Raw genomic sequence first — 23,103 nt, forward strand, 5'->3', positions numbered from 1 at the left:
GCCAAGAGGGCGTCTTGGAAACCGGTTGAAGTCATTGTGAATTTGATTCAGGAAGATTGGCCATGCAACTGATATCAAAAGCCAAAAACTGGGCGAAGTCACTGAAGCGTGACATCGTGGCCCTATGGCTTGCCGGCCGCGATCCCCGCGTACCGTGGCATGCCAAAGCGGTGGCCGGCGCCGTTGCCGCCTACGCGCTGTCCCCCATCGATCTCATCCCCGATTTCATCCCCATCCTCGGCTATCTCGACGATCTTCTCATCGTGCCGCTCGGTATCATGCTGGCGATCCGGCTCGTTCCCACAGAGGTGATGAACGAGCTTCGTACGGAGGCGACAAGGCGCATCGAGCGTCCCTCCAGCCGGGTCGGACTGATCTTCATCCTTGCCGTCTGGCTCATCTGCATCATCTTCCTGGCTCTGGCACTGCGGAAGCTAGCCTGACCGGCAGCAATAGGAACATATGAATGATCACGACAAGAACGACGACAGCGGCCCTCGGCTTTGCGATCCTGCTCATTGCATCGAACCTGGCACAGGCAGCAAGCTTCGATTGCGATGCGAAAGAATTGAAGGCGGATGAAAAAGCGATCTGCGACAACCCCGCACTCAACGACGCCGACGTGAGGATGGTGACGACTTTCGAACTGCTCTCGGGCCTGCTGGCGATGGGCTCGCGCGGAACGTTGCAGGACGAACAGACGGCCTGGCTGAAAAAACGGCAGGAATGCGGAGCGGATGGGGCCTGTATCAAGGCTGCCTATGACGAGCGGCTGAAGCAGTTCGGCGAGACCTATAAAAACATCAACCGGCCGCTTTGAAAGCGACCGGTCGGTGGAGCCGCCGACTCTTCATCGGTGGGTCGTAGGCTGAAGCTGATCAGCGGGCGTTCAGATCGCGCACGGCACCGCGATCGGCGCTCGTTGCGAAGGCTGCATAGGCCTTGAGTGCGGTCGTGACGTTGCGCTTGCGGACTTCCGTGGGATACCAGCCCTTGGCGTCCTGTTCGGCGCGGCGGGCGGCGAGTTCAGTCTCGCTGACACGCAGGCTGATGGTGCGGTTGGGGATGTCGATGTCGATCATGTCACCTTCGCGCACCAGGCCGATCGTGCCGCCATTCGCCGCTTCCGGCGAGGCATGGCCGATCGAGAGGCCGGAGGTGCCGCCGGAGAAGCGGCCGTCGGTGATGAGCGCGCAGGCCTTGCCGAGGCCCTTCGACTTCAGATAGCTGGTCGGATAGAGCATTTCCTGCATGCCCGGGCCGCCCTTCGGGCCTTCGTAGCGGATGACGACAACGTCGCCGGCCTTCACCTCGTTGGCAAGGATCGCCTTGACCGACGAATCCTGGCTTTCGAAGACGCGGGCGGGGCCGGAGAACTTCAGGATCGATTCATCGACGCCGGCGGTCTTGACGATGCAGCCGTCAATCGCAAGGTTGCCCTTGAGCACGGCAAGGCCGCCATCCTTGGAGAAGGGATGCTCGACCGAGCGGATGACGCCGTTCTCGCGATCGGTGTCGAGATCGTCCCAACGGGCTTCTTGGCTGAAGGCGACCTGGGTCGGGATGCCGCCGGGTGCGGCACGATAGAAGTTGCGCACGGTTTCGCTGTTGGTGCGGGTGATATCCCAGCGATCGATCGCATCGCCCAGCGTCTCGGCATGGACGGTCGGGCAATCGCGGTTCAGCAGGCCACCCTTGTCGAGTTCGCCGAGGATCGACATGATGCCGCCGGCGCGATGGACGTCTTCCATATGAACATCGCTCTTGGCGGGTGCGACCTTCGACAGGCACGGCACGCGGCGCGACAGCGCGTCGATATCGGCCATAGTGAAATCGATCTCGCCTTCATGGGCGGCAGCAAGAATGTGCAGGACCGTATTGGTGGAACCGCCCATGGCGATGTCGAGCGTCATGGCATTCTCGAAGGCCTGCTTGGAGGCAATGGTGCGCGGCAGCGCCTTGACGTCATCCTGCTCGTAATAACGGCGGGCGAGATCGACGATCAGATGACCGGCCTCGACGAAGAGGCGCTTGCGGTCGAGATGGGTGGCAAGCGTCGAGCCGTTGCCGGGCAGCGACAGGCCGAGGGCTTCCGTCAGGCAGTTCATCGAATTGGCAGTGAACATGCCGGAGCAGGAACCACAGGTCGGACAGGCCGAGCGTTCGATGGTCTGGACGTCCTCGTCGCTGATCTTGTCATCGGCTGCGGCAACCATGGCATCGACGAGGTCGAGTGCATGCGTCTTGCCGTGCATTACGACCTTGCCGGCTTCCATCGGACCGCCCGAGACGAAGACCGTCGGGATATTGAGGCGCAGCGACGCCATCAGCATTCCGGGAGTGATCTTGTCGCAGTTGGAGATGCAGACCATGGCGTCGGCGCAATGGGCGTTGACCATGTATTCGACGCTGTCGGCGATGAGCTCACGCGAGGGCAGCGAATAAAGCATGCCGTCATGACCCATGGCGATACCGTCATCGACGGCGATCGTGTTGAATTCCTTGGCAACACCGCCGGCCGCCTCGATCTCGCGGGCAACGAGCTGGCCAAGGTCCTTCAGGTGCACATGGCCGGGCACGAACTGGGTGAAGGAATTCACCACCGCGATGATCGGCTTGCCGAAATCCGAATCCTTCATGCCTGTGGCGCGCCAAAGGCCGCGGGCGCCTGCCATGTTGCGGCCATGGGTCGTGGTTCTGGAACGGTAAACTGGCATCGGTGTCTTCCTCAACGTGTCGGAATTATCAGGCGAAGCCGGGCGGCATGGAGCCTGCGGGCCGGGCAAACGCTGCTTTTTGGAATTGTCCTAATCCAATCGACGGGGGCTGTCACTACCGGGAAGCCCAAATCCGGTACGCCGGGGAGAAGCGCCATGAGACCCATCGATCATATACGGTTCGACGCGACGTTTTGTTACAGCCTATTCCATCACGGCCGAACACAAAAAATTGGCTTCCCGTCAGCAATATTCAAGGCTTAGACACTAATCTAGACATGCCGGCGGTTCGTTTAAGGGCTATATTTCAGGATATCCGCCGAGGAGGTTTCGACATGCCAAGCTATCGCCCGCCGAAGATCGCGTCATCGGAGATTACGCCGCGCCAGATCTATGTGCGCCGCCGTGAATTCCTCGGCGCGGCAGCGCTTGGCGCCATGGGGCTCTACAGCGCCGGCAAGGCGAGTGCTGCGGCCCTATCCGCCGTTGAGAGCAAATACAAGGTCGACGAGAAACCGACGCCGATCAAGGACGTCACGACCTACAATAATTTCTATGAGTTCGGCCTCGACAAGGGCGATCCCGCAGCACTTTCCGGCGATTTCAAGCCGCTGCCCTGGACGATCAAGGTCGACGGCATGGTCAACAAGCCAGGCACCTTCGACCTCGAGGCGCTGATCAAGGAATTCCCGATCGAGGAGCGCACCTACCGAATGCGTTGCGTCGAGGCCTGGTCGATGGTCATCCCCTGGGACGGCTTTCCGCTGGCATCGCTGCTCGACAAGGTGGAGCCGCTCGGCAGCGCCAAATACGTCGCCTTCGAAACCGTGGTGCGGCCAGAGGAGATGCCTGGGCAGAAGGGTTTCTTCCAATCGCTCGACTGGCCCTATGTCGAGGGCCTGCGCCTCGACGAGGCGCGCCATCCGCTGACGCTGCTGGCCGTCGGGCTCTATGGCGAAACGCTGCCGAACCAGAACGGGGCGCCGATCCGACTCGTCGTACCGTGGAAATACGGCTTCAAGGGCATCAAGTCGATCGTCAGGATCACACTCACCGACCAGCAGCCGAAGAATACCTGGCAGGTCACCAATCCGCAGGAATATGGCTTCTACGCCAACGTCAATCCAGCGGTCGACCATCCTCGCTGGAGCCAGGCGACCGAACGGCGCATCGGCGAAAGCGGCTTCTTCGGCGCGAGCCGCCACCCCACCCTCCCCTTCAATGGTTATGCCGACGAGGTGGCAAGCCTTTATGCCGGCATGGACCTGAAGGCGAATTTCTGATGGCGGAACTGTCGCTCGCCATCCCGAAGCGCTGGCAACCCGCCTCCGTCTGGCTGCTTTATGTCGTCGGGCTCGTGCCTGCGGCCTGGACTTTCTATCTCGGCGCGACCGATCAGCTCGGCGCCGATCCGGTCAAAACCTTCGAGCTCTTCCTCGGCATATGGACGATCCGTTTTCTGATCGCAACACTTGCCGTTTCCCCTGCCCGTGATCTCTTCGGCTGGAACTATCTGCGCTATCGCCGCGCGCTTGGCCTGCTGACCTTCTATTACGCGCTGATGCATTTCACCGTTTACATGGTGCTCGACCAGGCGATGGATATTCCCGCCGTCATCAACGACGTGCTGAAGCGCCCCTTCATCATGTTCGGCATGGCAGCCCTTGCGATGCTCATTCCGCTGGCGCTGACATCCAACAATTTCTCGATCCGCCGCCTCGGCAAGAACTGGATCTGGCTGCACCGCCTTGTCTATATCATCGCCGCCTGCGGGGCGCTGCACTTCGCGCTCTCGACCAAGATCCTCGATCTCGAGCAATATATCTATGTCGGGCTGATCATCGCGCTGATCCTCTATCGCTCCTACCGACCGATCGCACGCAACAAGCAGAAGGGCAAAGGGCGGACGCGCAATCGCGCAGTGGCGTCGGCCTCGTGAGACGGCAGGTTTAGCGCATAACCCCGAAAATCGGAATCGATTTTCGGAAAGGATTATGCGCAGATTCAAAGTGATAGAGCGTCCTTAGCGCGTCTGAAAAGACGCGCGGCGCTGTCGTGTACAAGCAAAAACAGCCGGGCTTCGCAGCCCGGCTGTTTTGTTTCCGCCGGAGCGGAAGATTAAGCGGCGACAGCCTGCTCTTCGGCAGCGACGCGGGCCTTGTCGGCAGCGCCCTTGGCATAGGCATCGCGGTCAACGAATTCGATCACAGCCATGGCGGCATTGTCGCCCTGGCGGAAGCCGGCCTTCATGATGCGCAGGTAGCCGCCGTTGCGGGTGGCGTAGCGCGTTGCGATCGTGTCGAACAGCTTCGAGACGACAGCGGCATCGCGGATCTGCGAGATCGCCTGACGGCGAGCGTGCAGGTCGCCGCGCTTGCCGAGCGTGACGAGCTTCTCGACGATCGGGCGGATTTCCTTGGCCTTCGGCAGGGTCGTGACGATCTGCTCGTGGGTAATCAGCGAAGCCGCCATGTTGGCGAACATCGCCTTGCGGTGGCTTGCAGTTCTATTGAGCTTGCGGCCGGCTTTACCATGGCGCATTGCTATTCTCCTTTAATGCAGGTGCCCTTACGCTAAGTGGGCCTGCCGTTTCCTGGCACATGCAGGCGATCGGCCTGCTGTTTGACGGGGAAAGGCAGCCGAAAGAGCCTGCCTTTTGTTATGTTCTTGCGATCGGCGTGCGGGCGGAAAACCGCCTTACACTTTTCCTCACGCCGCTCAGTACTGGTCTTCGTAACGCTTGGCGAGATCTTCGATGTTCTCGGGCGGCCATGCCGGCACTTCCATGCCGAGGTGCAGGCCCATGGAAGCGAGAACTTCCTTGATTTCGTTCAGCGACTTGCGACCAAAATTCGGTGTGCGGAGCATTTCTGCTTCGGTCTTCTGGATGAGGTCGCCGATGTAGACGATGTTGTCGTTCTTCAGGCAGTTTGCCGAACGGACCGACAGTTCGAGTTCGTCCACCTTCTTCAGGAGAGCCGGGTTGAAAGCGAGTTCGGTGACTGCTTCCTCTTCGGTTTCCTTCTGCGGCTCGTCGAAGTTGACGAAGACGCCAAGCTGATCCTGGAGAATGCGCGCCGCGAAAGCAACGGCGTCTTCGCCGGTGATCGAGCCATCGGTTTCGATGGTCATGTTCAGCTTGTCGTAGTCGAGAACCTGTCCTTCGCGGGTATTTTCAACCTTGTAGGACACCTTCTTGACCGGCGAATAGAGGCTGTCGACCGGGATGAGACCGATCGGAGCATCTTCCGCACGATTGCGCTCGGCCGGAACGTAGCCCTTGCCGTTGTTGACGGTGAATTCCATGCGGATCTCGGCGCCCTCGTCGAGCGTGCAGATGACATGCTCGGGGTTGAGGATTTCGATATCGCCGACCGTCTGAATGTCGCCAGCCGTGACAACACCCGGGCCCTGCTTACGCACGACCATGCGCTTTGCGTCGTCGCCATCCATCTTGATGGCGATTTCCTTGATGTTGAGCACGATGTCCGTGACGTCTTCGCGGACGCCCGGAATCGAGGAGAATTCATGCAGCACGCCATCGATCTGCACCGCCGTGACGGCAGCACCGCGCAGCGAGGAGAGCAGAACGCGGCGAAGCGCGTTGCCGAGGGTGAGGCCGAAGCCGCGCTCCAGCGGTTCGGCAACAAGCGTCGCCCTGGTGCGCGAGCTCGAAGAGAACTCCACCTTGTTCGGCTTGATCAGTTCCTGCCAGTTCTTCTGAATCATGAGTTTGCCTTCCGTTCGTTGCCACCATCCAATCGTGGCAACCGAGCTTGAAAACCACCGGGAGCGCTGAGGCGCTCACCGGTGACGAGAGCGATGATCAGACGCGGCGCTTCTTGCGCGGACGGCAGCCATTGTGCGGGATCGGGGTCACGTCGCGGATGGACGTGATCATGAAACCTGCAGCCTGGAGCGCGCGCAGAGCCGATTCACGACCCGAACCCGGACCGCAGACTTCGACTTCCAGCGACTTCATGCCGTGCTCCTGGGCCTTCTTGGCGCAGTCTTCGGCAGCGATCTGGGCAGCGAACGGGGTCGACTTGCGCGAGCCCTTGAAGCCCTTGGCGCCAGCCGACGACCAAGCGATCGCATTGCCCTGCGCATCGGTGATGGTGATCATCGTGTTGTTGAAGGTCGAGTTGACGTGAGCGACACCCGACGAGATATTCTTGCGCTCGCGACGGCGAACGCGGACGGCTTCCTTAGCCATGGTATTCCTTTCGTTGATCTCTTCACCGCCGTAATGCCAGCGGCTACACCGGAACGGCGCCTATATGGTCCCGCTCCAAACTCAAAAGAGGCCGGCGCAGACCGCCAGCCTCCCCACCCCGGTTTCCCGGAAATTACTTCTTCTTGCCAGCGATTGCCTTTGCCGGACCCTTGCGGGTGCGGGCATTGGTATGCGTGCGCTGACCGCGGACCGGAAGGCCGCGGCGATGACGCAGGCCGCGGTAGCAGCCGAGGTCCATCAGGCGCTTGATGTTCATCGCGGTATCGCGACGAAGATCGCCTTCGACCTGATAGTCGCGGTCGATGGCTTCGCGGATCTGAAGGACTTCTGCGTCCGTCAGCTGATGCACACGACGTTCGGCCGGGATACCGACCTTTTCGACGATTTCCTGTGCGAATTTCGGACCGATCCCGTGAATGTAGGTCAGCGCAATAACAACGCGCTTCGCAGTCGGGATGTTGACGCCAGCGATACGTGCCACGCCTGTTCTCCTTGCATTCCAGTTGCCATCCGGCAAGTGGGCTTCGTTATGCGGCTCTTGAGAACCGCCCGTTCAGATTTACGTCCGTAACATGTCAAAACGACCGCACCCGGACTTCCCTGGGAAATCCGCGCCGATCGCATGGAATGTCGCGAGTTGGCGCGGTGTTTAGCGGAATCACTGCTGAAAAGCAACCGTTCCGCCAAGTTTATTTTCAAAGCCTTAAAGCTTGGAAAGAATGCTTTCGACCTCGGCGGTCACCTGATCGATCTCTGCCATCCCGTCCACGGACTTGAGTTTGCCCTTGGCATGGTAATAGCCGATCAGCGGTGAGGTTTCCTTGTAGTAAACCTGTAGCCGAGCCGTCATGGTCTCCGGAGTGTCATCAGGACGGCGCTTGAAGTGGGTGGAACCGCACTTGTCGCACACACCCTCGGCAGCCGGAACCTTATCGGTATCATGATAGACGCTGCCGCACTGTGCACAGGAGTAGCGACCGGCAACGCGACGAACCAGCTCGTCGTCATTGACACGGAATTCGATGACGACCGAAAGATCGAGACCCTTCGCCCTCAGCATCGCCTCGGTGGCGTCCGCCTGGACGAGCGTCCTGGGGAAGCCGTCGAGGATGAAGCCGTTGGCGCAATCGGGTTGATCGATACGCTCGGAAACGATGGCGATAACGATCTCATCCGAGACGAGCTTGCCGGCGTCCATGACCGCCTTCGCGCGCTTGCCGACATCGGTGCCGGCGTTAACCGCTGCACGCAGCATGTCCCCCGTGGAAAGCTGCGGAATGCCGTGCTTTTCCACGATCCGCTGGGCCTGGGTTCCCTTACCCGCGCCCGGCGGCCCCAAAAGGATAAGTCTCATCGCCCCCTCTTTCCTCCACGCAACTTCGATTTCTTGATCAGGCCTTCGTATTGCTGCGCGATCAGGTGACCCTGGATCTGTGCAACCGTATCAAGAGTTACGCTAACCACGATCAAAAGCGAAGTCCCACCAAGGGCTAATGGAATGCCGGTTTGCGACACCAATATCTCCGGAAGGATGCAGACGAAGACCAGATAGATCGCACCGATCACCGTGATTCGGGTCAGCACGTAGTCGATATATTCGGCGGTGCGCTCGCCCGGACGGATGCCGGGAATGAAGCCGCCATGCTTCTTCAGATTATCAGCCGTGTCCTTCGGATTGAAGACGATGGCCGTATAGAAGAAGGCGAAGAAGGCGATCAGCGCCGCATAGAGCACCATATAGAGTGGCTGGCCATGACCGAGGGCAGCGACGATCGATGTCGCCCAGGCGGGCATTGCCGTGGTGCTGGCAAAGCCCGCAATCGTTGCCGGCAGAAGCAGCAGTGACGATGCGAAGATTGCCGGAATGACACCTGATGTGTTGAGTTTCAACGGCAGATGGGACGTATCGCCCTGGAACATCCGGTTGCCGACCTGGCGCTTCGGATACTGGATCAGCAGCCGGCGCTGGGCGCGCTCGACAAAGACGATGATGGCGATGACGGCGATCGCGACGATGATCACGAGCAGGATCAGCGGGGTCGACAGCGCGCCGGTGCGGCCGAGTTCAAGCGTTCCGGCAAGGGCTGTGGGAAGGCCGGCGGCGATGCCGGCGAAGATGATCAGCGAGATGCCGTTGCCGATGCCGCGCGAGGTGATCTGCTCGCCGAGCCACATCAGGAACATCGTGCCGCCGAGCAGCGTCAGAACGGTGGAGACGCGGAAGAACCAGCCCGGATCGACGACCAAGCCCTGGCCGCTCTCAAGGCCGGCGGCAATGCCATAGGCCTGCAGCGCGCCGAGGATAACGGTACCGTAGCGGGTATATTGATTGATGATCTTACGGCCCTGCTCGCCTTCCTTCTTGAGGTTTTCAAGCGCCGGCACGACCGAGGTCATCAGCTGAACGATGATCGAGGCAGAGATATAGGGCATGATGCCGAGCGCGAAGATTGCCATGCGCTCAACGGCGCCGCCCGAAAACATGTTGAAAAGGCCGAGAATGCCGCCTGCCTGGCCGCGGAAAGCCTGGGCATAGGCTTCAGGATTGAGACCCGGAAGCGGAATATGCGTGCCGAGTCGGTAGACGAGGAGAGCTGCCAGTGTGAACCACAAGCGCTTCTTCAAATCCTCGGCTTTGGCGAAGGTCGAAAAATTGAGGTTGGATGCCAATTGTTCCGCTGCAGAAGCCATGCGTTTCTCCGCGCTACCAATTCCGGCGTCTCTGGGGGACAGGCCGGACCCGGAATCAGTATGAAATTATTCAAAACCGGGCTCAGGACGGATTGCAACGCAACCCCATGCCTCACCCTTGTTTTCGAGTCTTACCGGCATGACGCGGGCGCGCCAGCCAAGTTTTTGTGAGGCCCACATATGGGAGCAAAATCGCCCGGTGTGAAGCACCCCGGGCGATATATCATCAGATTATTATTCGGCTGCAGCCGGAGCCGAAAGCAGCGTCACGGTGCCGCCGGCCTTTTCGATCTTCTCGACGGCAGGCTTGGAGGCGCCCGCAACGACGATGGTGATCTTAGCCTTGATCTCGCCGTCGGCGAGAACGCGAACGCCGTCCTTGACGCGGCGGATGACACCAGCAGCCTTGAGGGCGGCTGCGTCAACTGTCGTCTTGGCATCGAGCTTGCCGGCGTCGATCGCCGTCTGGATACGGGCCAGCGACACGACAACAAAATCGGAAGCGAAAATGTTGTTGAAGCCGCGCTTCGGCAGGCGACGATAGATCGGCATCTGGCCGCCTTCGAAGCCGTTGATGGCGACGCCCGAACGGGACTTCTGACCCTTCACGCCGCGACCACCTGTTTTGCCCGAGCCCGAGCCAATACCGCGGCCGAGGCGCTTGCGGCTGTGGGTCGAGCCTTCGTTGTCCTTGATTTCATTGAGTTTCATGAGCGTTTCCTCCGTCTCACTTCTCGTCGACGACGCGAACGAGATGCTGGACAGCACGGATCATGCCACGAACCGAAGGAGTATCCTCCAGCGTGCGGCGACGGTGCATCTTGTTCAGTCCGAGACCGATCAGCGTGCGCTGCTGGACATCCGGACGGCGAATCGGGCTGCCGATCTGTTCGATCGTGACAGTCTTCGCTTCAGCCTTCTTAGTAGCCTTGGCCATCTGTCAAACTCCTCTTATTCTTCAGAGGCGTTGCCGGAGGCGCCACGACGAGCCTGCAGCGTTGCATACTTGATGCCGCGCTGAGCTGCGATGTCCTTCGGGTGAACCTGGTGCTTCAGAGCGTCGAAGGTGGCGCGAACCATGTTGTAGGGGTTCGACGAACCGGTCGACTTGGCGACGACGTCGTGCATGCCGAGCGTCTCGAATACGGCGCGCATCGGGCCGCCGGCGATGATGCCGGTACCGACCTTGGCCGAGCGCAGCAGAACCTTGCCGGCGCCGTGGCGGCCATGGACGTCGTGATGCAGCGTACGGCCGTCACGCAGCGGTACGAAGATCAGTTCGCGCTTGGCGGCTTCGGTTGCCTTGCGGATGGCTTCCGGCACTTCACGTGCCTTGCCATGGCCGAAGCCGACGCGGCCCTTCTGGTCGCCGACGACGACGAGTGCTGCGAAACCGAAACGACGGCCGCCCTTGACGACCTTGGCGACGCGGTTGATCGCGACAAGCTTGTCGACGAATTCGCTATCGCGCTCTTCACGGCTCTGGCGGTCGTCCCGCTGCGGCCTTCTTTCCTGTGCCATTGTCCTCTTCCTTTTTCTTTTCCGGGTGCAATCGGCAAACAAATGTGGACCGCATCAGCCTCCCCTTTCGGAGAGTGACTGCGGTCCGGTGAAAATCCGGCCGGCGCTTGAGGCGTCCGGCCGGAAACTGATCAGAAGGTGAGACCGCCTTCGCGGGCCGCTTCGGCGAGAGCCTTGATGCGGCCGTGATAGATGAAGGCGCCACGGTCGAACACGACTTCCGTAACACCGGCCTTGGAGGCGCGCTCTGCGAGGAGCTTGCCCACAACGGCAGCGGCGGCGGTATCGGCACCGGTCTTCAGAGAACCGCGCAGATCCTTCTCGAGGGTGGAGGCAGACGCAAGCGTCTTGCCGGCCACGTCATCGATGACCTGGGCGTAGATGTTCTTCGAGGAGCGATGAACCGACAGGCGCGGACGGCCATTGGCCACCGACTTGAGATGACGGCGCACGCGGTTGGCACGACGTGCAAGTGCTTCTTTCCTGCTAGCCATTTCGCGTGATCCTTACTTCTTCTTGCCTTCTTTGCGGACGATCCGCTCGTCAGCGTACTTGACGCCCTTGCCCTTGTAGGGCTCGGGACCGCGATATTCGCGGATTTCGGCGGCAACCTGACCGACCTGCTGCTTGTTGATGCCGCTGACGACGATTTCCGTCGGCTTCGGAACAACGATCGAGATACCGACCGGCGGCTCGTAGATCACGTCGTGGCTGAAACCGAGGGCCAGTTGCAGGTTCTTGCCCTGCATGGCGGCGCGGTAACCGACGCCGTTGATTTCAAGCTTGCGCTCGAAACCGTCCTTGACGCCCTTGAAGATGCCTTCGATCATCGTGCGGGACATGCCCCACTTTGCGCGCGCATCCTTGCTCTGGTTCACCGGCGTCACGACGACGGCGTTATTTTCAAGCTTGAGGCTGATTTCGTCGTTAGCAACGAAAAACAGCTCGCCCTTCGGGCCCTTTGCAGTCACCTTCTGGCCATCGACCGTAGCCGTGATCCCAGCAGGCACCTGAACGGGCTTTTTACCGATACGAGACATGTTTCAATCCTGTCTGTTCGCTATGGAGATCCCTGCCCGATCTTAGAAGACCGAGCAAAGAACCTCGCCACCAACGTTCTGTTCGCGAGCCTGGTGATCGGCCATCACACCCTTCGGAGTCGAAAGGATGGTGATGCCGAGACCGTTCGCGACCTGCGGAATGGACTTGACCGAGACATAAACCCGGCGGCCCGGCTTGGACACACGGCCGATCTCACGGATCACCGATGCGCCTTCATAATATTTCAGCTCGATGCTGAGTTCCGACTTGCCATTGCCGAAATCGACAACGGAGTAGCCACGGATGTAGCCTTCGGACTGCAGAACATCGAGAACACGTGCACGGAGCTTCGAAGCAGGCGTCGAGACCGACGACTTGCGGCGGGAAGCGCCGTTACGGATGCGAGTGAGCATATCGCCCAACGGATCAGTCATTGTCATGTAACCTGCTCCTTACCAGCTCGACTTGACGATACCCGGCACCTTGCCGAGATTGCCGAGTTCACGCAGCGCAATACGCGACATGCGCAGTTTGCGGTAATATGCGCGCGGACGCCCCGAAACTTCGCAACGGTTGCGAATACGGGTCTTCGATCCATCACGCGGCAGGGATGCCAGCTTGATCGAGGCCTTGAACCGCTCTTCGATCGGAAGAGCCTGGTTCATGATGATCGCCTTCAACCCAGCCCGCTTAGCGGCCTGGTTAGCGACCGTAGTACGGCGGCGCTTGTTCTTTTCAACTGCGCTTGTCTTCGCCATGTCAGGTTCCTTTTCTACGCTCGTCGTTACGGTTATTGACGGAACGGGAAGCTGAACTCTTTCAGAAGAGCCCGTGCTTCGTCGTCGGTCGTCGCCGTCGTGCAAACGATGATGTCCATGCCCCACATCTGATCAACCTTGTCGTAGTTGATCTCAGGGAACACAATGTGCTCCTTGATGCCCATGGCGAAGTTGCCACGGCCGTCAAAGCTTTTCGGGTTCAGGCCGCGGAAGTCGCGAACGCGCGGGAGCGCGATGTTCACGAGACGGTCCAGGAACTCGTACATGCGGGCGCCGCGCAGGGTGACCTTCGCGCCGATCGGCATCTGTTCGCGGACCTTGAAGCCTGCGATAGAGTTACGTGCGCGGGTGATGACCGGCTTCTGACCGGCGATCGCTGCGAGGTCGGCGGCAGCTACCGTCGGCTTCTTCGAGTCAGCGGTCGCTTCGCCGACACCCATGTTGATCACGATCTTGTCGAGCTTCGGGATCATCATCTCGTTGGCGTAGGAGAACTGCTCCTGCATCGCCTTGCGGATGCGCTCGACATATTCCTTCTTGAGCCGCGGCTCATATTTTGCCTCAGCCATCGATCACTTCTCCAGAACGCTTGGCCACACGGACCTTCTTGCCGTCAACAACCTTGAAACCGACGCGGGTCGGCTTGCCGTCCTTGTCGATGATTGCAACGTTGGACAGGTGAACCGGGGCTTCCTTGTTGATGATGCCGGCTTCCTGGGTCTGCGTCTGGCGCTGGTGGCGCTTGACGACGTTGACGCCACGAACAACGGCACGATCTTCCTTCGGCATGACCTGGACAACTTCGCCGGTACGGCCCTTGTCCTTGCCAGCGAGCATGACGACCTTGTCGCCCTTACGAATCTTCTGCATCGCTTCGCTCCTTACAGTACTTCGGGAGCCAGCGAGATGATCTTCATGTGGTTCTTGGCGCGAAGTTCGCGCGGAACCGGTCCGAAGATACGGGTGCCGATCGGCTCTTTCTTGTTGTCGATGAGGACTGCTGCGTTGGTGTCGAAGCGGATGACGGAGCCATCCGGACGACGGATGTCCTTGGCGGTGCGAACGACAACCGCCTTCATCACGTCACCCTTCTTCACACGGCCGCGCGGGATCGCTTCCTTGATCGAAACGACGATGACGTCGCCGATCGAGGCATACTTGCGCTTCGAGCCGCCCAGCACCTTGATGCACATGACACGACGTGCGCCGGAATTATCCGCGACGTCGAGGTTTGTTTGCATCTGAATCATATCAGGTCGCCTTCTTGGTTTACCGGAATGGTTGGGCTAGCCCCCTACTCCGGCTTATGAAAATTTTCGCCGGCCGAGCTGCCATAACGGCAGCACAGACGCGGCAATAGCTGAATAGCGCGGGATCGATCGTGCCAGGGTGGTTTCCCAAACGGGACCTTCCGTGCGCTCAAAGCAAAAGAACGCCCGGCTTTCGAGCGTTCTGACGCTGCTTCATACAGATATTTCGGCGAGACGCAAGGCCTCGCACAAAATTCTGTTACTGGCCCTGGGCGGAAATGACCGTCCAGCGCTTGTCCTTGGAGATCGGCGCGCATTCCTCGATGGATACGGTATCGCCAATCTTGTACTGATTGTTCTCGTCGTGGGCCTTGTACTTCTTGGAACGACGAACGGTCTTCTGGAGCAGCGGGTGAGCGAAACGACGCTCGACACGAACCACTACCGTCTTCTCGTTCTTGTCGCCAACGACGACGCCCTGCAGGATGCGCTTCGGCATATTTTTCTTCCTTTAGGCCTTAACTTCTGCCGCCTTCTGGCGGGCAATGGTTTTCACGCGGGCGATGTCCTTGCGGACTTCGTTGATGCGCGAGGACTTTTCGAGCTGGCCGGTCGCCTTCTGGAAGCGCAGGTTGAACTGCTCCTTCTTCAGCTTGGCAAGCTCGTCCTTAAGTTGGTCGGCGGTGAACCCGCGAACATCTGAGGCTTTCATGAGCTCAATCCCTTACTCTGCAATGCGCTGAACGAAGCGCGTCTTGACCGAGAGCTTGGCAGAGCCGAGGCGAAGCGCCTCACGGGCGATTTCTTCGCTGACACCGTCGATCTCGAACATCATACGGCCGGGCTTGACCTTGCATGCCCAGTATTCAACGGAGCCCTTACCCTTACCCATGCGGACTTCGGTCGGCTTTGCGGTTACCGGAACGTCCGGGAACACGCGGATCCATACACGGCCGGCGCGCTTCATATAACGCGTGATCGCGCGGCGGGCCGCTTCGATCTCGCGCGCGTTGACGCGGTTGGGTTCCTGTGCCTTCAGGCCGAATTCGCCGAATGCCAGGTCAGAACCGCCCTTGGCGACGCCCTTGATGCGGCCCTTGAACTGCTTGCGGTACTTGGTACGCTTTGGCTGCAACATTTTCTTATTCTCCGAACTTCTCTGCCACGCGCGCTATCAAGCGTTGTCGCGGCGACGGTCTCTGTCGCGGTCACGATCACGGCTTGCCGGACCCTGGGCGTCACCTTCCATCGCACGGCGCTCGGAAGCCATCGGATCGTGCTCAAGGATTTCGCCCTTGAAGATCCAGACCTTGATGCCGCAGATGCCGAACGCGGTTTCTGCTTCAGCCGTGCCGTAGTCGATGTCGGCGCGCAGCGTGTGCAACGGCACACGACCTTCGCGGTACCATTCCGTACGGGCGATTTCAGCGCCGCCGAGACGGCCAGCGCAGGTGATCTTGATGCCTTCGGCGCCAAGACGCATCGCGGACTGAACGGCGCGCTTCATGGCGCGGCGGAAAGCCACGCGACGCTCGAGCTGCTGGGCGATCGACTGAGCGACCAGCGTCGCATCGACTTCGGGCTTGCGCACTTCGACGATGTTGAGGTGCGTTTCCGAATTCGTCATCTCCGACAGCTTCTTGCGGAGCTTGTCGATGTCAGCGCCCTTGCGGCCGATGATCAGGCCCGGACGTGCCGAGTGGATCGTGACGCGGCACTTCTTGTGCGGACGCTCGATGACGACCTTGGAGATCCCGGCCTGCTTCAGTTCGCTCATGACGAACTTGCGCATCTTCAGGTCTTCGTGCAGCAGCTGGCCGTACTCGGCATTGTCCGCAAACCAGCGGCTATCCCAGGTACGGTTGATTCCGAGACGGAAACCGATTGGATTGATTTTCTGACCCATTATGCGGCCTCCTCTGCTGCCTGCACTTCACGAACGACGATCGTCAGGTGCGCGAAGGGCTTTTCGATGCGCGACGCGCGACCGCGGCCACGAGCGTGGAAACGCTTCATGACGATCGACTTGCCGACATAGGCCTCGGCGACAACCAGCGAGTCGACGTCGAGATCGTGGTTGTTCTCGGCGTTGGCGATCGCAGATTCGAGCGTCTTCTTGACGGCGCCTGCGATGCGCTTGCGGGAGAACTCCAGCTCAGCGAGTGCACGCTCGACCTTCTTGCCGCGGATAGCCGCAGCAACCAGGTTGAGCTTCTGAGGGCTGACGCGGAGCGTGCGGGCGACTGCTTGCGCCTCGTTGTCCTTCAGCCGGCGTTCGGCTTTTGCCTTGCCCATTGTTACTTCCTCTTCGCCTTCTTGTCCGCGCCGTGACCGTAGTAGGTGCGGGTCGGAGAGAATTCACCGAATTTGTGGCCGACCATGTCTTCATTGACGCTGACCGGGATATGCTTGCTGCCGTTGTAGACGCCGAAGGTGAGACCGACGAACTGCGGCAGGATCGTGGAGCGACGGCTCCAGATCTTGATCACTTCACTACGACCGCCTTCACGAACCTTCTCAGCCTTCTTGAGAAGATAGCCGTCAACGAACGGACCTTTCCATACTGAACGAGCCATTGGAGACTTCCTCTCTTACTTCTTACGCTGATGACGCGAGCGCATGATCATCTTGTCGGTCGACTTGTTCGACCGGGTGCGCTTGCCCTTGGTCGGCTTGCCCCACGGTGTCACCGGATGGCGACCACCGGAGGTGCGGCCTTCACCACCGCCGTGCGGATGGTCGACCGGGTTCATGACGACACCGCGGTTATGCGGACGCTTGCCGCGCCAAACGGTACGACCGGCCTTGCCGTCGTTGATGTTGGCGTGATCAGGGTTGGAGACCGCGCCGATCGAAGCAAGGCAGGAGCCATGAACGAGACGCTGTTCACCGGAGTTCAGGCGAAGGATCGCCATGCCCTGGTCGCGGCCGACGAGCTGTGCGTAGCCACCGGCGGAGCGAGCGATCTGACCACCCTTGCCCGGCTTCATTTCCACATTGTGGATAATGGAGCCGACCGGGATGAACTGCAGCGGCATGGTGTTGCCGGGCTTGACGTCGACAGCCTTCTCGGAAGCGATGACCTTGTCACCGGCAGCAAGGCGCTGAGGAGCGAGGATATAAGCCTTCTCGCCGTCAGCATAGTTCACCAGCGCGATGAAAGCCGTGCGGTTCGGATCGTATTCGATACGCTCGACCGTGCCTTCGACGTCGAACTTGCGACGCTTGAAGTCGATCAGACGATAGGTGCGCTTGTGACCGCCGCCGATGAAGCGGGCGGTGATGCGACCGAGGTTGTTACGACCGCCGCTCTTGGTCAGACCTTCCGTCAGCGCCTTGACCGGCTTACCCTTGTAGAGGGCCGAACGGTCGACGATGACCAGCTGGCGCTGGCTCGGGGTGATCGGATTGAATGTTTTCAATGCCATTTTCTTATACCTCAGAGACCGGTGGAGACGTCGATCGTCTGGCCTTCAGCCAGCGTCACAACAGCCTTCTTCACGTCCTTCTGCTTGCCGACGAAACCGCGGAACCGCTTGGTCTTGCCTTTGCGCAGCAGAGTGTTGACAGCCGTGACCTTGACGCCGAACAGCGCCTCGACCGCAGCCTTGATTTCCGGCTTGGTCGCCTGCTTGGCGACATTGAAAACAACCTGGTTGTTTTCGGATACCAGCGTGGACTTTTCGGTGATCGCCGGAGAGACGATCACATCGTAGTGGCGAAGATCGGTCACTTGAATCGCTCCTCTAGCGCTTCAACCGCAGCCTTGGAAAGCACGAGCTTGCCGCGGCGCACGATGTCGTAAACGTTGATGCCCTGGATCGGCAGAACATCGATGTTCGGGATGTTCTGAGCTGCGAGCTTGAAGTTGCCGTCAAGCTCTGCGCCGCCGATGAAGAGGGCGTTGGTCAGGCCGAGCGTCTCGAAAACAGACGCGAGAGCCTTGGTCTTGGCTTCGGTGGCAACCAGGTTGTCGATGACGATGACGTCATCGGCCTTGATCTTGGCCGAAAGGGCGTGGCGAAGGCCGAGTGCACGAACCTTCTTCGGAAGATCGTGCTCGTGGCTGCGCACGACCGGGCCGTGAGCCTTGCCGCCGCCGCGGAACTGCGGAGCGCGAGCCGAATGGTGGCGGGCGCGGCCCGTACCCTTCTGCTTGTACATCTTGGCGCCGGTGCGCGAAACTTCCGCGCGGCCCTTAGCCTTGTGGGTGCCCTGCTGCTTCTTGGCAAGCTGCCAGCGGATGACGCGGGCGAGAATGTCTTCACGGGGCTCGAGACCGAAAATCGCGTCCGAAAGGGAAACCTTCCCGGCGTCTTTTCCCTCGAGGGTCTTGACGTTGAATTCCATTGATCTGGCTCCCTTACTTCGCGGCCGACTTGACGGCGTCGCGCACGATGATCCAAGCACCCTTGGAACCAGGAACAGCACCCTTGATCAGGATCAGACCACGATCTTCGTCGGTCGAAACCACTTCCAGGTTCTGCGTCGTGACGCGCGTCTGGCCCATGTGACCAGCCATCTTCTTGTTCTTGAACACCTTGCCCGGATCCTGGCGCGAGCCGGTCGAACCGTGCGAACGGTGCGACACCGACACACCGTGCGTGGCACGCAGACCGCCGAAACCGTGGCGCTTCATGGCGCCGGCAAAACCCTTACCGATCGTCGTGCCCGTCACGTCGACGAGCTGACCGGCTGCAAAGTGACCCGCCTTGATCTCAGTGCCGATCTCGAGCAGCTGATCTTCCGACACGCGGAATTCAGTGAGCTTGGCCTTCGGCTCGACGTTGGCAATGGCAAAGTTGCCGCGCATCGCCTTCGACGTGTTCTTCACCTTCGCCTGGCCGGCACCGAGCTGAACTGCGGTATAGCCATTCTTTTCGACAGTGCGCGTGGCCACGACCTGGCAGCCTTCCATACGCAGTACCGTTACCGGGACATGCTCGCCGGCGTCGTTATAGACGCGGGTCATTCCCACCTTCTGTGCAATCACACCTGAACGCATCGGTTCAATCCTTCTCACTCAGCCCGAAGACCCGAGGTCTCAGAGCTTGATCTCAACATCGACACCGGCGGCGAGATCGAGCTTCATCAGCGCGTCTACCGTCTGCGGGGTCGGGTCAACGATATCGAGAAGGCGCTTATGCGTGCGCATCTCGAACTGTTCACGGCTCTTCTTGTCGATGTGCGGGGACCGGTTGACCGTAAACTTCTCGATGCGGGTCGGAAGCGGAACGGGGCCCCGGACGCTTGCACCGGTGCGCTTAGCCGTCGATACGATCTCGCGCGTGGAGGCATCGAGAATCCGGTGATCGAACGCCTTCAGGCGGATGCGGATATTCTGGCCGTTCATTCGACTTTATCCTTGTGTCTGTTATCCGCGTGTCACCACTTAGGGACACGGCTTACCTTCAGTTACGTTAGCGGGCCACCGGTTTCAAAGATCGAGAGGGACACCGAGATCGGCGTCCCTATCCTTTCCTTGGGCCAGGTGGCCCAGCCGCTAATTACTCGACGATCGACGCGACGATGCCGGCGCCGACGGTGCGGCCGCCTTCGCGGATGGCGAAGCGCAGCTTTTCTTCCATCGCGATCGGAACGATCAGCTCGACGGCAACCGTGACGTTGTCGCCCGGCATAACCATCTCCGTGCCTTCCGGCAGCGTCACAATGCCCGTCACGTCGGTCGTGCGGAAGTAGAACTGCGGACGGTAGTTGGTGAAGAACGGCGTATGACGGCCACCCTCTTCCTTCGTCAGGATGTAGGCTTCTGCCATGAACTTCTTGTGCGGCTTGACAGAGCCGGGCTTCGCCAGGATCTGGCCACGCTCGACGCCATCACGGTTCACACCGCGGATCAGCGCACCGATGTTGTCGCCGGCCTGGCCCTGATCGAGCAGCTTGCGGAACATTTCAACGCCGGTCACCGTCGTCTTCGAGGTCGGACGGATGCCGACGATCTCGACTTCTTCGCCAACCTTGACAATGCCACGCTCGACGCGGCCGGTCACAACCGTGCCGCGGCCAGAGATCGAGAACACGTCTTCGATCGGCATCAGGAACGGCTGGTCGATCGGGCGCTCAGGCGTCGGGATGTAGGCATCGACAGCGGCCATCAGCTCGCGGATCGCGTCTTCGCCGATCTTCTTGTCCGAATCTTCAAGAGCAGCAAGTGCCGAACCCTTGACGACCGGGATATCGTCGCCCGGGAAGTCGTAGGACGACAGCAGTTCGCGCACTTCGAGCTCGACCAGTTCGAGAAGCTCGGCGTCGTCAACCTGGTCGACCTTGTTCAGGAACACAACGATTGCCGGAACGCCGACCTGGCGAGCCAGCAGAATGTGTTCGCGCGTCTGCGGCATCGGGCCGTCAGCAGCCGAGCACACCAGGATCGCGCCGTCCATCTGGGCAGCACCGGTGATCATGTTCTTGACGTAGTCGGCGTGGCCGGGGCAGTCGACGTGGGCGTAGTGGCGGGCCGGCGTCTCATATTCAACGTGAGCCGTCGAAATCGTGATGCCACGCGCCTTTTCTTCCGGAGCCGCGTCGATCTGGTCGTACGCCTTGTACTCACCGAAGTACTTCGTGATCGCTGCCGTCAGAGACGTCTTGCCGTGGTCAACGTGGCCAATCGTGCCAATGTTGACGTGCGGCTTGTTGCGCTCAAACTTACTCTTTCCCATTTTCGGGTCTCCGTTTTGCTAGTCCCCGAGGGGATCTAATTCTTGTTATCGGTCAATTGGTATTCCGGTCACTTCTGACCGGAATACTTTGCCTGGATTTCAGTTGCGACGTTCGACGGGACCGGCGAATAGTGATCGAAGGTCATCGTGTACTGGGCGCGGCCCTGGGACATGGAGCGCAGGTTGTCGACGTATTTGAACATGTTCGCGAGCGGGACGTTCGCGTTGATGACGACGGCGATACCGCGGCTTTCCTGGCCCTGGATCTGACCGCGACGGGAGTTCAGGTCGCCGATAACGTCGCCGACATAATCTTCCGGGGTGACGACTTCGACCTTCATCATCGGCTCGAGCAGCTGAGCGCCGGCCTTCTTGGCTGCTTCACGGAAGCAGGCACGCGATGCGATTTCGAAGGCGAGAACCGAGGAGTCGACGTCGTGGAATGCGCCGTCGATGAGGGTCGCCTTGACGCCCAGCATCGGGAAGCCGGCGAGCGGACCCGAAGACAGAACGCTTTCGATGCCCTTCTGGACGCCGGGGATGTATTCCTTCGGAACGGCACCGCCGACGATCTTCGATTCGAACTTGAATTCGTCGCCGTCCGGGTTCGGTTCGAAGACGATCTTGACGCGCGCGAACTGGCCGGTACCACCGGACTGCTTCTTGTGCGTATAGTCTTCTTCATGCGTCCGGGTGATGGTTTCGCGATAGGCAACCTGCGGCGCGCCGACAGTTGCTTCAACCTTGAATTCACGACGCATGCGGTCGACGATGATGTCGAGATGCAGTTCGCCCATGCCGGCGATGATGGTCTGGCCGGATTCCTGGTCGGTCTTGACGCGGAAGGACGGATCTTCAGCAGCCAGGCGGTTGAGCGCGAGGCCCATCTTTTCCTGGTCGCCCTTGGTCTTCGGCTCGATGGCGATCTGAATGACCGGCTCCGGGAATTCCATGCGCTCGAGGATAACCGGCTTCAGCGGATCGCAGAGCGTGTCGCCCGTCGTGGTTTCCTTGAGGCCGGCGAGAGCGACGATGTCACCTGCGAAGGCTTCTTCGATGTCTTCACGCGAGTTGGAGTGCATCTGCAGCATACGGCCGACGCGCTCGCGCTTGTCCTTGACCGTGTTGATGACCGAGGCGCCCTTTTCGAGCTTGCCGGAGTAGATGCGGGCGAAGGTCAGCGAACCGACGAAGGGGTCGTTCATGATCTTGAAAGCGAGCATGGAAAGCGGCTCGCTGTCATCGGCATGACGCTCGATTTCGGCTTCCGTCTTGAAGTCGATGCCCTTGATCGCCGGGATGTCCATTGGCGACGGCAGGTAGTCGACAACGGCGTCGAGCAGCGGCTGCACGCCCTTGTTCTTGAAGGCGGTGCCACAGAACATCGGGTGGAACTTGACGTCGATCGTGCCGCGGCGAACCAGCGCACGGATCTGATCGTTGTCCGGCAGAATGCCTTCGAGGTAAGCTTCCGTGGCGGCTTCGTCGATGTCGACGACCGTCTCGATCAGCTTTTCGCGATATTCTTCAGCCTTGGCCTTCATGTCCTCAGGGATCTCGACGACGTCCCACTGGGCGCCGAGCGACTCGTCGCGCCAGATGAGTGCGTTCATCTCGACCAGGTCGATGACGCCCTTGAATTCGGTTTCCGCACCGATCGGCAGCTGCATGACGACAGCCGTTGCACCGAGACGGGTCTTGATCATCTCGACGGAGCGGTAGAAGTCCGCGCCGGTCTTGTCCATCTTGTTGCAGAAGATCATCCGCGGGACATTGTACTTCTCAGCCTGGCGCCAGACGGTTTCCGTCTGCGGCTCAACACCGGCGTTGGCGTCGAGCAGCGCGATGGCGCCGTCGAGAACGCGCAGCGAACGCTCGACTTCAATGGTGAAGTCGACGTGGCCGGGAGTGTCGATGATGTTGAAGCGGCGCATTTTGCCGTCACGACCCTTCCAGAAGGTCGTGGTGGCAGCAGAGGTGATCGTGATGCCACGCTCCTGCTCCTGCTCCATCCAGTCCATCGTGGCTGCGCCGTCGTGAACTTCGCCGATCTTGTGCGACTTGCCGGTGTAATAAAGAATACGCTCGGTGGTCGTGGTCTTGCCGGCGTCGATATGCGCCATGATACCGAAATTGCGGTAGTCTTCGATCTTATATTCGCGAGCCATTGTGGACTGCCTTTCG

The 23,103-nt window shown here is 60.1% G+C and carries 34 protein-coding genes; 4 read left to right on the forward strand and 30 right to left on the reverse strand.

The features are described 5' to 3' along the window. Positions 1–62: 62 nt before the first annotated feature. Both OIU37_RS10195 and OIU37_RS10200 read left to right on the forward strand, forming a co-directional pair. Positions 63–443, forward strand: a complete 381-nt coding sequence (locus tag OIU37_RS10195) for a YkvA family protein (RefSeq protein WP_168317720.1) — start codon at positions 63–65, stop codon at positions 441–443. A gap of 23 nt (positions 444–466) precedes the next feature. Beyond that, positions 467–820: a lysozyme inhibitor LprI family protein gene (locus OIU37_RS10200; RefSeq protein WP_264257480.1), complete on the forward strand. Its 354-nt coding sequence runs from the start codon at positions 467–469 to the stop codon at positions 818–820. A gap of 58 nt (positions 821–878) precedes the next feature. On the opposite strand, the gene ilvD is transcribed toward OIU37_RS10200, so the two are convergent. Beyond that, positions 879–2,717 (reverse strand): dihydroxy-acid dehydratase, encoded by a 1,839-nt coding sequence (ilvD, locus tag OIU37_RS10205; protein ID WP_065279617.1) that lies wholly within the window; start codon positions 2,715–2,717, stop codon positions 879–881. Between the two features lie 335 nt (positions 2,718–3,052). Here ilvD and msrP point away from each other — a divergent pair, with 335 nt between their 5' ends. Both msrP and msrQ read left to right on the forward strand, forming a co-directional pair. Further along, on the forward strand, positions 3,053–4,000 hold the full coding sequence (gene msrP, locus OIU37_RS10210; RefSeq protein WP_171600839.1) for a protein-methionine-sulfoxide reductase catalytic subunit MsrP: 948 nt from the start codon (positions 3,053–3,055) through the stop codon (positions 3,998–4,000). Beyond that, positions 4,000–4,656 (forward strand): protein-methionine-sulfoxide reductase heme-binding subunit MsrQ, encoded by a 657-nt coding sequence (gene msrQ, locus OIU37_RS10215; protein WP_264257481.1) that lies wholly within the window; start codon positions 4,000–4,002, stop codon positions 4,654–4,656. Before msrP ends, msrQ begins: the two co-directional genes overlap by 1 nt. Positions 4,657–4,835: 179 nt before the next feature. Here msrQ and rplQ read toward each other — a convergent pair whose 3' ends face one another. The 29 genes from rplQ to fusA form a co-directional block, all read right to left on the reverse strand. After that, the gene (gene rplQ, locus OIU37_RS10220; RefSeq protein ID WP_003558556.1) at positions 4,836–5,258 is read right to left on the reverse strand and encodes a 50S ribosomal protein L17; all 423 of its coding nucleotides are present in this window, start codon (positions 5,256–5,258) and stop codon (positions 4,836–4,838) included. Positions 5,259–5,435: 177 nt separating this feature from the next. Beyond that, positions 5,436–6,446: a DNA-directed RNA polymerase subunit alpha gene (locus OIU37_RS10225; protein ID WP_003547579.1), complete on the reverse strand. Its 1,011-nt coding sequence runs from the start codon at positions 6,444–6,446 to the stop codon at positions 5,436–5,438. Between the two features lie 97 nt (positions 6,447–6,543). Next, positions 6,544–6,933: a 30S ribosomal protein S11 gene (rpsK, locus tag OIU37_RS10230; RefSeq protein WP_003547577.1), complete on the reverse strand. Its 390-nt coding sequence runs from the start codon at positions 6,931–6,933 to the stop codon at positions 6,544–6,546. A 133-nt stretch (positions 6,934–7,066) separates the two neighbouring features. Then, positions 7,067–7,435 carry a 30S ribosomal protein S13 gene (gene rpsM, locus OIU37_RS10235; RefSeq protein WP_003573772.1) on the reverse strand — a complete coding sequence of 123 codons (369 nt, stop codon included), beginning with the start codon at positions 7,433–7,435 and terminating at the stop codon, positions 7,067–7,069. A gap of 222 nt (positions 7,436–7,657) precedes the next feature. Further along, positions 7,658–8,308, reverse strand: a complete 651-nt coding sequence (locus OIU37_RS10240; protein ID WP_027668956.1) for an adenylate kinase — start codon at positions 8,306–8,308, stop codon at positions 7,658–7,660. Next, on the reverse strand, positions 8,305–9,645 hold the full coding sequence (gene secY, locus OIU37_RS10245; protein ID WP_264257482.1) for a preprotein translocase subunit SecY: 1,341 nt from the start codon (positions 9,643–9,645) through the stop codon (positions 8,305–8,307). Before secY ends, OIU37_RS10240 begins: the two co-directional genes overlap by 4 nt. Before the next feature lie 234 nt (positions 9,646–9,879). After that, the gene (gene rplO / locus OIU37_RS10250; RefSeq protein ID WP_003547567.1) at positions 9,880–10,356 is read right to left on the reverse strand and encodes a 50S ribosomal protein L15; all 477 of its coding nucleotides are present in this window, start codon (positions 10,354–10,356) and stop codon (positions 9,880–9,882) included. Between the two features lie 16 nt (positions 10,357–10,372). Beyond that, positions 10,373–10,582, reverse strand: a complete 210-nt coding sequence (rpmD, locus tag OIU37_RS10255) for a 50S ribosomal protein L30 (protein ID WP_003547566.1) — start codon at positions 10,580–10,582, stop codon at positions 10,373–10,375. 14 nt (positions 10,583–10,596) lie between these two features. Further along, a complete protein-coding gene (rpsE, locus tag OIU37_RS10260; protein ID WP_017963908.1) occupies positions 10,597–11,166 on the reverse strand; it encodes a 30S ribosomal protein S5 in 570 nt (189 codons plus the stop codon). 131 nt (positions 11,167–11,297) lie between these two features. After that, complete coding sequence (rplR, locus tag OIU37_RS10265) at positions 11,298–11,660, reverse strand: 50S ribosomal protein L18 (RefSeq protein ID WP_018241643.1); 363 nt, start codon at positions 11,658–11,660, stop codon at positions 11,298–11,300. A 12-nt stretch (positions 11,661–11,672) separates the two neighbouring features. Further along, positions 11,673–12,206, reverse strand: coding sequence for a 50S ribosomal protein L6 (rplF, locus tag OIU37_RS10270; protein ID WP_168313200.1), 534 nt, complete (start codon positions 12,204–12,206; stop codon positions 11,673–11,675). Positions 12,207–12,248: 42 nt separating this feature from the next. After that, positions 12,249–12,647 (reverse strand): 30S ribosomal protein S8, encoded by a 399-nt coding sequence (gene rpsH / locus OIU37_RS10275; RefSeq protein ID WP_003547562.1) that lies wholly within the window; start codon positions 12,645–12,647, stop codon positions 12,249–12,251. 12 nt (positions 12,648–12,659) lie between these two features. Continuing rightward, positions 12,660–12,965 (reverse strand): 30S ribosomal protein S14, encoded by a 306-nt coding sequence (gene rpsN, locus OIU37_RS10280; RefSeq protein ID WP_003547561.1) that lies wholly within the window; start codon positions 12,963–12,965, stop codon positions 12,660–12,662. A 32-nt stretch (positions 12,966–12,997) separates the two neighbouring features. Continuing rightward, complete coding sequence (gene rplE / locus OIU37_RS10285) at positions 12,998–13,555, reverse strand: 50S ribosomal protein L5 (protein WP_003573788.1); 558 nt, start codon at positions 13,553–13,555, stop codon at positions 12,998–13,000. Further along, positions 13,548–13,856 (reverse strand): 50S ribosomal protein L24, encoded by a 309-nt coding sequence (rplX, locus tag OIU37_RS10290; protein ID WP_003547559.1) that lies wholly within the window; start codon positions 13,854–13,856, stop codon positions 13,548–13,550. Before rplX ends, rplE begins: the two co-directional genes overlap by 8 nt. Before the next feature lie 11 nt (positions 13,857–13,867). Next, on the reverse strand, positions 13,868–14,236 hold the full coding sequence (rplN, locus tag OIU37_RS10295; protein ID WP_003573790.1) for a 50S ribosomal protein L14: 369 nt from the start codon (positions 14,234–14,236) through the stop codon (positions 13,868–13,870). Positions 14,237–14,495: 259 nt separating this feature from the next. Further along, positions 14,496–14,735 carry a 30S ribosomal protein S17 gene (gene rpsQ / locus OIU37_RS10300; RefSeq protein ID WP_003573791.1) on the reverse strand — a complete coding sequence of 80 codons (240 nt, stop codon included), beginning with the start codon at positions 14,733–14,735 and terminating at the stop codon, positions 14,496–14,498. A gap of 12 nt (positions 14,736–14,747) precedes the next feature. Then, a complete protein-coding gene (gene rpmC / locus OIU37_RS10305; protein ID WP_003547556.1) occupies positions 14,748–14,948 on the reverse strand; it encodes a 50S ribosomal protein L29 in 201 nt (66 codons plus the stop codon). Positions 14,949–14,960: 12 nt separating this feature from the next. Beyond that, positions 14,961–15,374, reverse strand: coding sequence for a 50S ribosomal protein L16 (gene rplP, locus OIU37_RS10310; protein WP_003573792.1), 414 nt, complete (start codon positions 15,372–15,374; stop codon positions 14,961–14,963). Positions 15,375–15,410: 36 nt separating this feature from the next. Then, positions 15,411–16,142, reverse strand: coding sequence for a 30S ribosomal protein S3 (gene rpsC / locus OIU37_RS10315; RefSeq protein WP_003547554.1), 732 nt, complete (start codon positions 16,140–16,142; stop codon positions 15,411–15,413). After that, on the reverse strand, positions 16,142–16,531 hold the full coding sequence (gene rplV, locus OIU37_RS10320; protein ID WP_003547553.1) for a 50S ribosomal protein L22: 390 nt from the start codon (positions 16,529–16,531) through the stop codon (positions 16,142–16,144). The genes rpsC and rplV overlap by 1 nt, the downstream gene beginning before the upstream one ends. Before the next feature lie 2 nt (positions 16,532–16,533). Further along, positions 16,534–16,812 (reverse strand): 30S ribosomal protein S19, encoded by a 279-nt coding sequence (gene rpsS / locus OIU37_RS10325; RefSeq protein WP_003547552.1) that lies wholly within the window; start codon positions 16,810–16,812, stop codon positions 16,534–16,536. A 15-nt stretch (positions 16,813–16,827) separates the two neighbouring features. Then, positions 16,828–17,664, reverse strand: a complete 837-nt coding sequence (gene rplB / locus OIU37_RS10330) for a 50S ribosomal protein L2 (RefSeq protein WP_003547551.1) — start codon at positions 17,662–17,664, stop codon at positions 16,828–16,830. Positions 17,665–17,675: 11 nt separating this feature from the next. Continuing rightward, the gene (locus OIU37_RS10335; protein WP_003547550.1) at positions 17,676–17,969 is read right to left on the reverse strand and encodes a 50S ribosomal protein L23; all 294 of its coding nucleotides are present in this window, start codon (positions 17,967–17,969) and stop codon (positions 17,676–17,678) included. Then, the gene (gene rplD, locus OIU37_RS10340; RefSeq protein ID WP_003573800.1) at positions 17,966–18,586 is read right to left on the reverse strand and encodes a 50S ribosomal protein L4; all 621 of its coding nucleotides are present in this window, start codon (positions 18,584–18,586) and stop codon (positions 17,966–17,968) included. Before rplD ends, OIU37_RS10335 begins: the two co-directional genes overlap by 4 nt. Positions 18,587–18,599: 13 nt before the next feature. Continuing rightward, positions 18,600–19,241, reverse strand: a complete 642-nt coding sequence (gene rplC / locus OIU37_RS10345) for a 50S ribosomal protein L3 (protein WP_018067989.1) — start codon at positions 19,239–19,241, stop codon at positions 18,600–18,602. Between the two features lie 39 nt (positions 19,242–19,280). Then, positions 19,281–19,589: a 30S ribosomal protein S10 gene (rpsJ, locus tag OIU37_RS10350; protein WP_003547547.1), complete on the reverse strand. Its 309-nt coding sequence runs from the start codon at positions 19,587–19,589 to the stop codon at positions 19,281–19,283. A 154-nt stretch (positions 19,590–19,743) separates the two neighbouring features. Then, positions 19,744–20,919 (reverse strand): elongation factor Tu, encoded by a 1,176-nt coding sequence (gene tuf / locus OIU37_RS10355; protein ID WP_018241634.1) that lies wholly within the window; start codon positions 20,917–20,919, stop codon positions 19,744–19,746. A 68-nt stretch (positions 20,920–20,987) separates the two neighbouring features. After that, the gene (gene fusA, locus OIU37_RS10360) at positions 20,988–23,087 is read right to left on the reverse strand and encodes an elongation factor G (protein ID WP_168313484.1); all 2,100 of its coding nucleotides are present in this window, start codon (positions 23,085–23,087) and stop codon (positions 20,988–20,990) included. Between the last annotated feature and the right edge of the window lie 16 nt (positions 23,088–23,103).

Source organism: Rhizobium sp. BT-226 (genome assembly GCF_025847085.2).
Taxonomy (GTDB): Bacteria; Pseudomonadota; Alphaproteobacteria; order Rhizobiales; family Rhizobiaceae; genus Rhizobium; species Rhizobium sophorae.

What these genes read in the sequence shown, in the direction of transcription:
- rplP (WP_003573792.1), bottom strand. Translation starts at nt 15,374, where the DNA reads ATGTTGCAGCCAAAGCGTACCAAGTACCGCAAGCAGTTCAAGGGCCGC.
- tuf (WP_018241634.1), bottom strand. Translation starts at nt 20,919, where the DNA reads ATGGGAAAGAGTAAGTTTGAGCGCAACAAGCCGCACGTCAACATTGGC.
- msrP (WP_171600839.1), top strand. Translation starts at nt 3,053, where the DNA reads ATGCCAAGCTATCGCCCGCCGAAGATCGCGTCATCGGAGATTACGCCG.
- rplQ (WP_003558556.1), bottom strand. Translation starts at nt 5,258, where the DNA reads ATGCGCCATGGTAAAGCCGGCCGCAAGCTCAATAGAACTGCAAGCCAC.
- rpmC (WP_003547556.1), bottom strand. Translation starts at nt 14,948, where the DNA reads ATGAAAGCCTCAGATGTTCGCGGGTTCACCGCCGACCAACTTAAGGAC.
- fusA (WP_168313484.1), bottom strand. Translation starts at nt 23,087, where the DNA reads ATGGCTCGCGAATATAAGATCGAAGACTACCGCAATTTCGGTATCATG.
- rplF (WP_168313200.1), bottom strand. Translation starts at nt 12,206, where the DNA reads ATGTCTCGTATCGGTAAAAAGCCCGTTCAGGTGCCTGCTGGGATCACG.
- rpsK (WP_003547577.1), bottom strand. Translation starts at nt 6,933, where the DNA reads ATGGCTAAGGAAGCCGTCCGCGTTCGCCGTCGCGAGCGCAAGAATATC.
- rplD (WP_003573800.1), bottom strand. Translation starts at nt 18,586, where the DNA reads ATGGAATTCAACGTCAAGACCCTCGAGGGAAAAGACGCCGGGAAGGTT.
- rplB (WP_003547551.1), bottom strand. Translation starts at nt 17,664, where the DNA reads ATGGCATTGAAAACATTCAATCCGATCACCCCGAGCCAGCGCCAGCTG.
- rpsE (WP_017963908.1), bottom strand. Translation starts at nt 11,166, where the DNA reads ATGGCACAGGAAAGAAGGCCGCAGCGGGACGACCGCCAGAGCCGTGAA.
- rplV (WP_003547553.1), bottom strand. Translation starts at nt 16,531, where the DNA reads ATGGGCAAGGCAAAAGCCGAACGCCGGCTGAAGGACAACGAGGCGCAA.
- OIU37_RS10225 (WP_003547579.1), bottom strand. Translation starts at nt 6,446, where the DNA reads ATGATTCAGAAGAACTGGCAGGAACTGATCAAGCCGAACAAGGTGGAG.
- OIU37_RS10200 (WP_264257480.1), top strand. Translation starts at nt 467, where the DNA reads ATGATCACGACAAGAACGACGACAGCGGCCCTCGGCTTTGCGATCCTG.
- rplE (WP_003573788.1), bottom strand. Translation starts at nt 13,555, where the DNA reads ATGGCTGAGGCAAAATATGAGCCGCGGCTCAAGAAGGAATATGTCGAG.
- secY (WP_264257482.1), bottom strand. Translation starts at nt 9,645, where the DNA reads ATGGCTTCTGCAGCGGAACAATTGGCATCCAACCTCAATTTTTCGACC.
- OIU37_RS10240 (WP_027668956.1), bottom strand. Translation starts at nt 8,308, where the DNA reads ATGAGACTTATCCTTTTGGGGCCGCCGGGCGCGGGTAAGGGAACCCAG.
- rpsC (WP_003547554.1), bottom strand. Translation starts at nt 16,142, where the DNA reads ATGGGTCAGAAAATCAATCCAATCGGTTTCCGTCTCGGAATCAACCGT.
- rplR (WP_018241643.1), bottom strand. Translation starts at nt 11,660, where the DNA reads ATGGCTAGCAGGAAAGAAGCACTTGCACGTCGTGCCAACCGCGTGCGC.
- rpmD (WP_003547566.1), bottom strand. Translation starts at nt 10,582, where the DNA reads ATGGCCAAGGCTACTAAGAAGGCTGAAGCGAAGACTGTCACGATCGAA.
- rplN (WP_003573790.1), bottom strand. Translation starts at nt 14,236, where the DNA reads ATGATTCAGATGCAAACAAACCTCGACGTCGCGGATAATTCCGGCGCA.
- rpsH (WP_003547562.1), bottom strand. Translation starts at nt 12,647, where the DNA reads ATGACAATGACTGATCCGTTGGGCGATATGCTCACTCGCATCCGTAAC.
- msrQ (WP_264257481.1), top strand. Translation starts at nt 4,000, where the DNA reads ATGGCGGAACTGTCGCTCGCCATCCCGAAGCGCTGGCAACCCGCCTCC.
- rplX (WP_003547559.1), bottom strand. Translation starts at nt 13,856, where the DNA reads ATGCAGAAGATTCGTAAGGGCGACAAGGTCGTCATGCTCGCTGGCAAG.
- rplC (WP_018067989.1), bottom strand. Translation starts at nt 19,241, where the DNA reads ATGCGTTCAGGTGTGATTGCACAGAAGGTGGGAATGACCCGCGTCTAT.
- rpsS (WP_003547552.1), bottom strand. Translation starts at nt 16,812, where the DNA reads ATGGCTCGTTCAGTATGGAAAGGTCCGTTCGTTGACGGCTATCTTCTC.
- rplO (WP_003547567.1), bottom strand. Translation starts at nt 10,356, where the DNA reads ATGAAACTCAATGAAATCAAGGACAACGAAGGCTCGACCCACAGCCGC.
- rpsN (WP_003547561.1), bottom strand. Translation starts at nt 12,965, where the DNA reads ATGGCGAAGACAAGCGCAGTTGAAAAGAACAAGCGCCGCCGTACTACG.
- ilvD (WP_065279617.1), bottom strand. Translation starts at nt 2,717, where the DNA reads ATGCCAGTTTACCGTTCCAGAACCACGACCCATGGCCGCAACATGGCA.
- rpsJ (WP_003547547.1), bottom strand. Translation starts at nt 19,589, where the DNA reads ATGAACGGCCAGAATATCCGCATCCGCCTGAAGGCGTTCGATCACCGG.
- rpsQ (WP_003573791.1), bottom strand. Translation starts at nt 14,735, where the DNA reads ATGCCGAAGCGCATCCTGCAGGGCGTCGTCGTTGGCGACAAGAACGAG.
- OIU37_RS10195 (WP_168317720.1), top strand. Translation starts at nt 63, where the DNA reads ATGCAACTGATATCAAAAGCCAAAAACTGGGCGAAGTCACTGAAGCGT.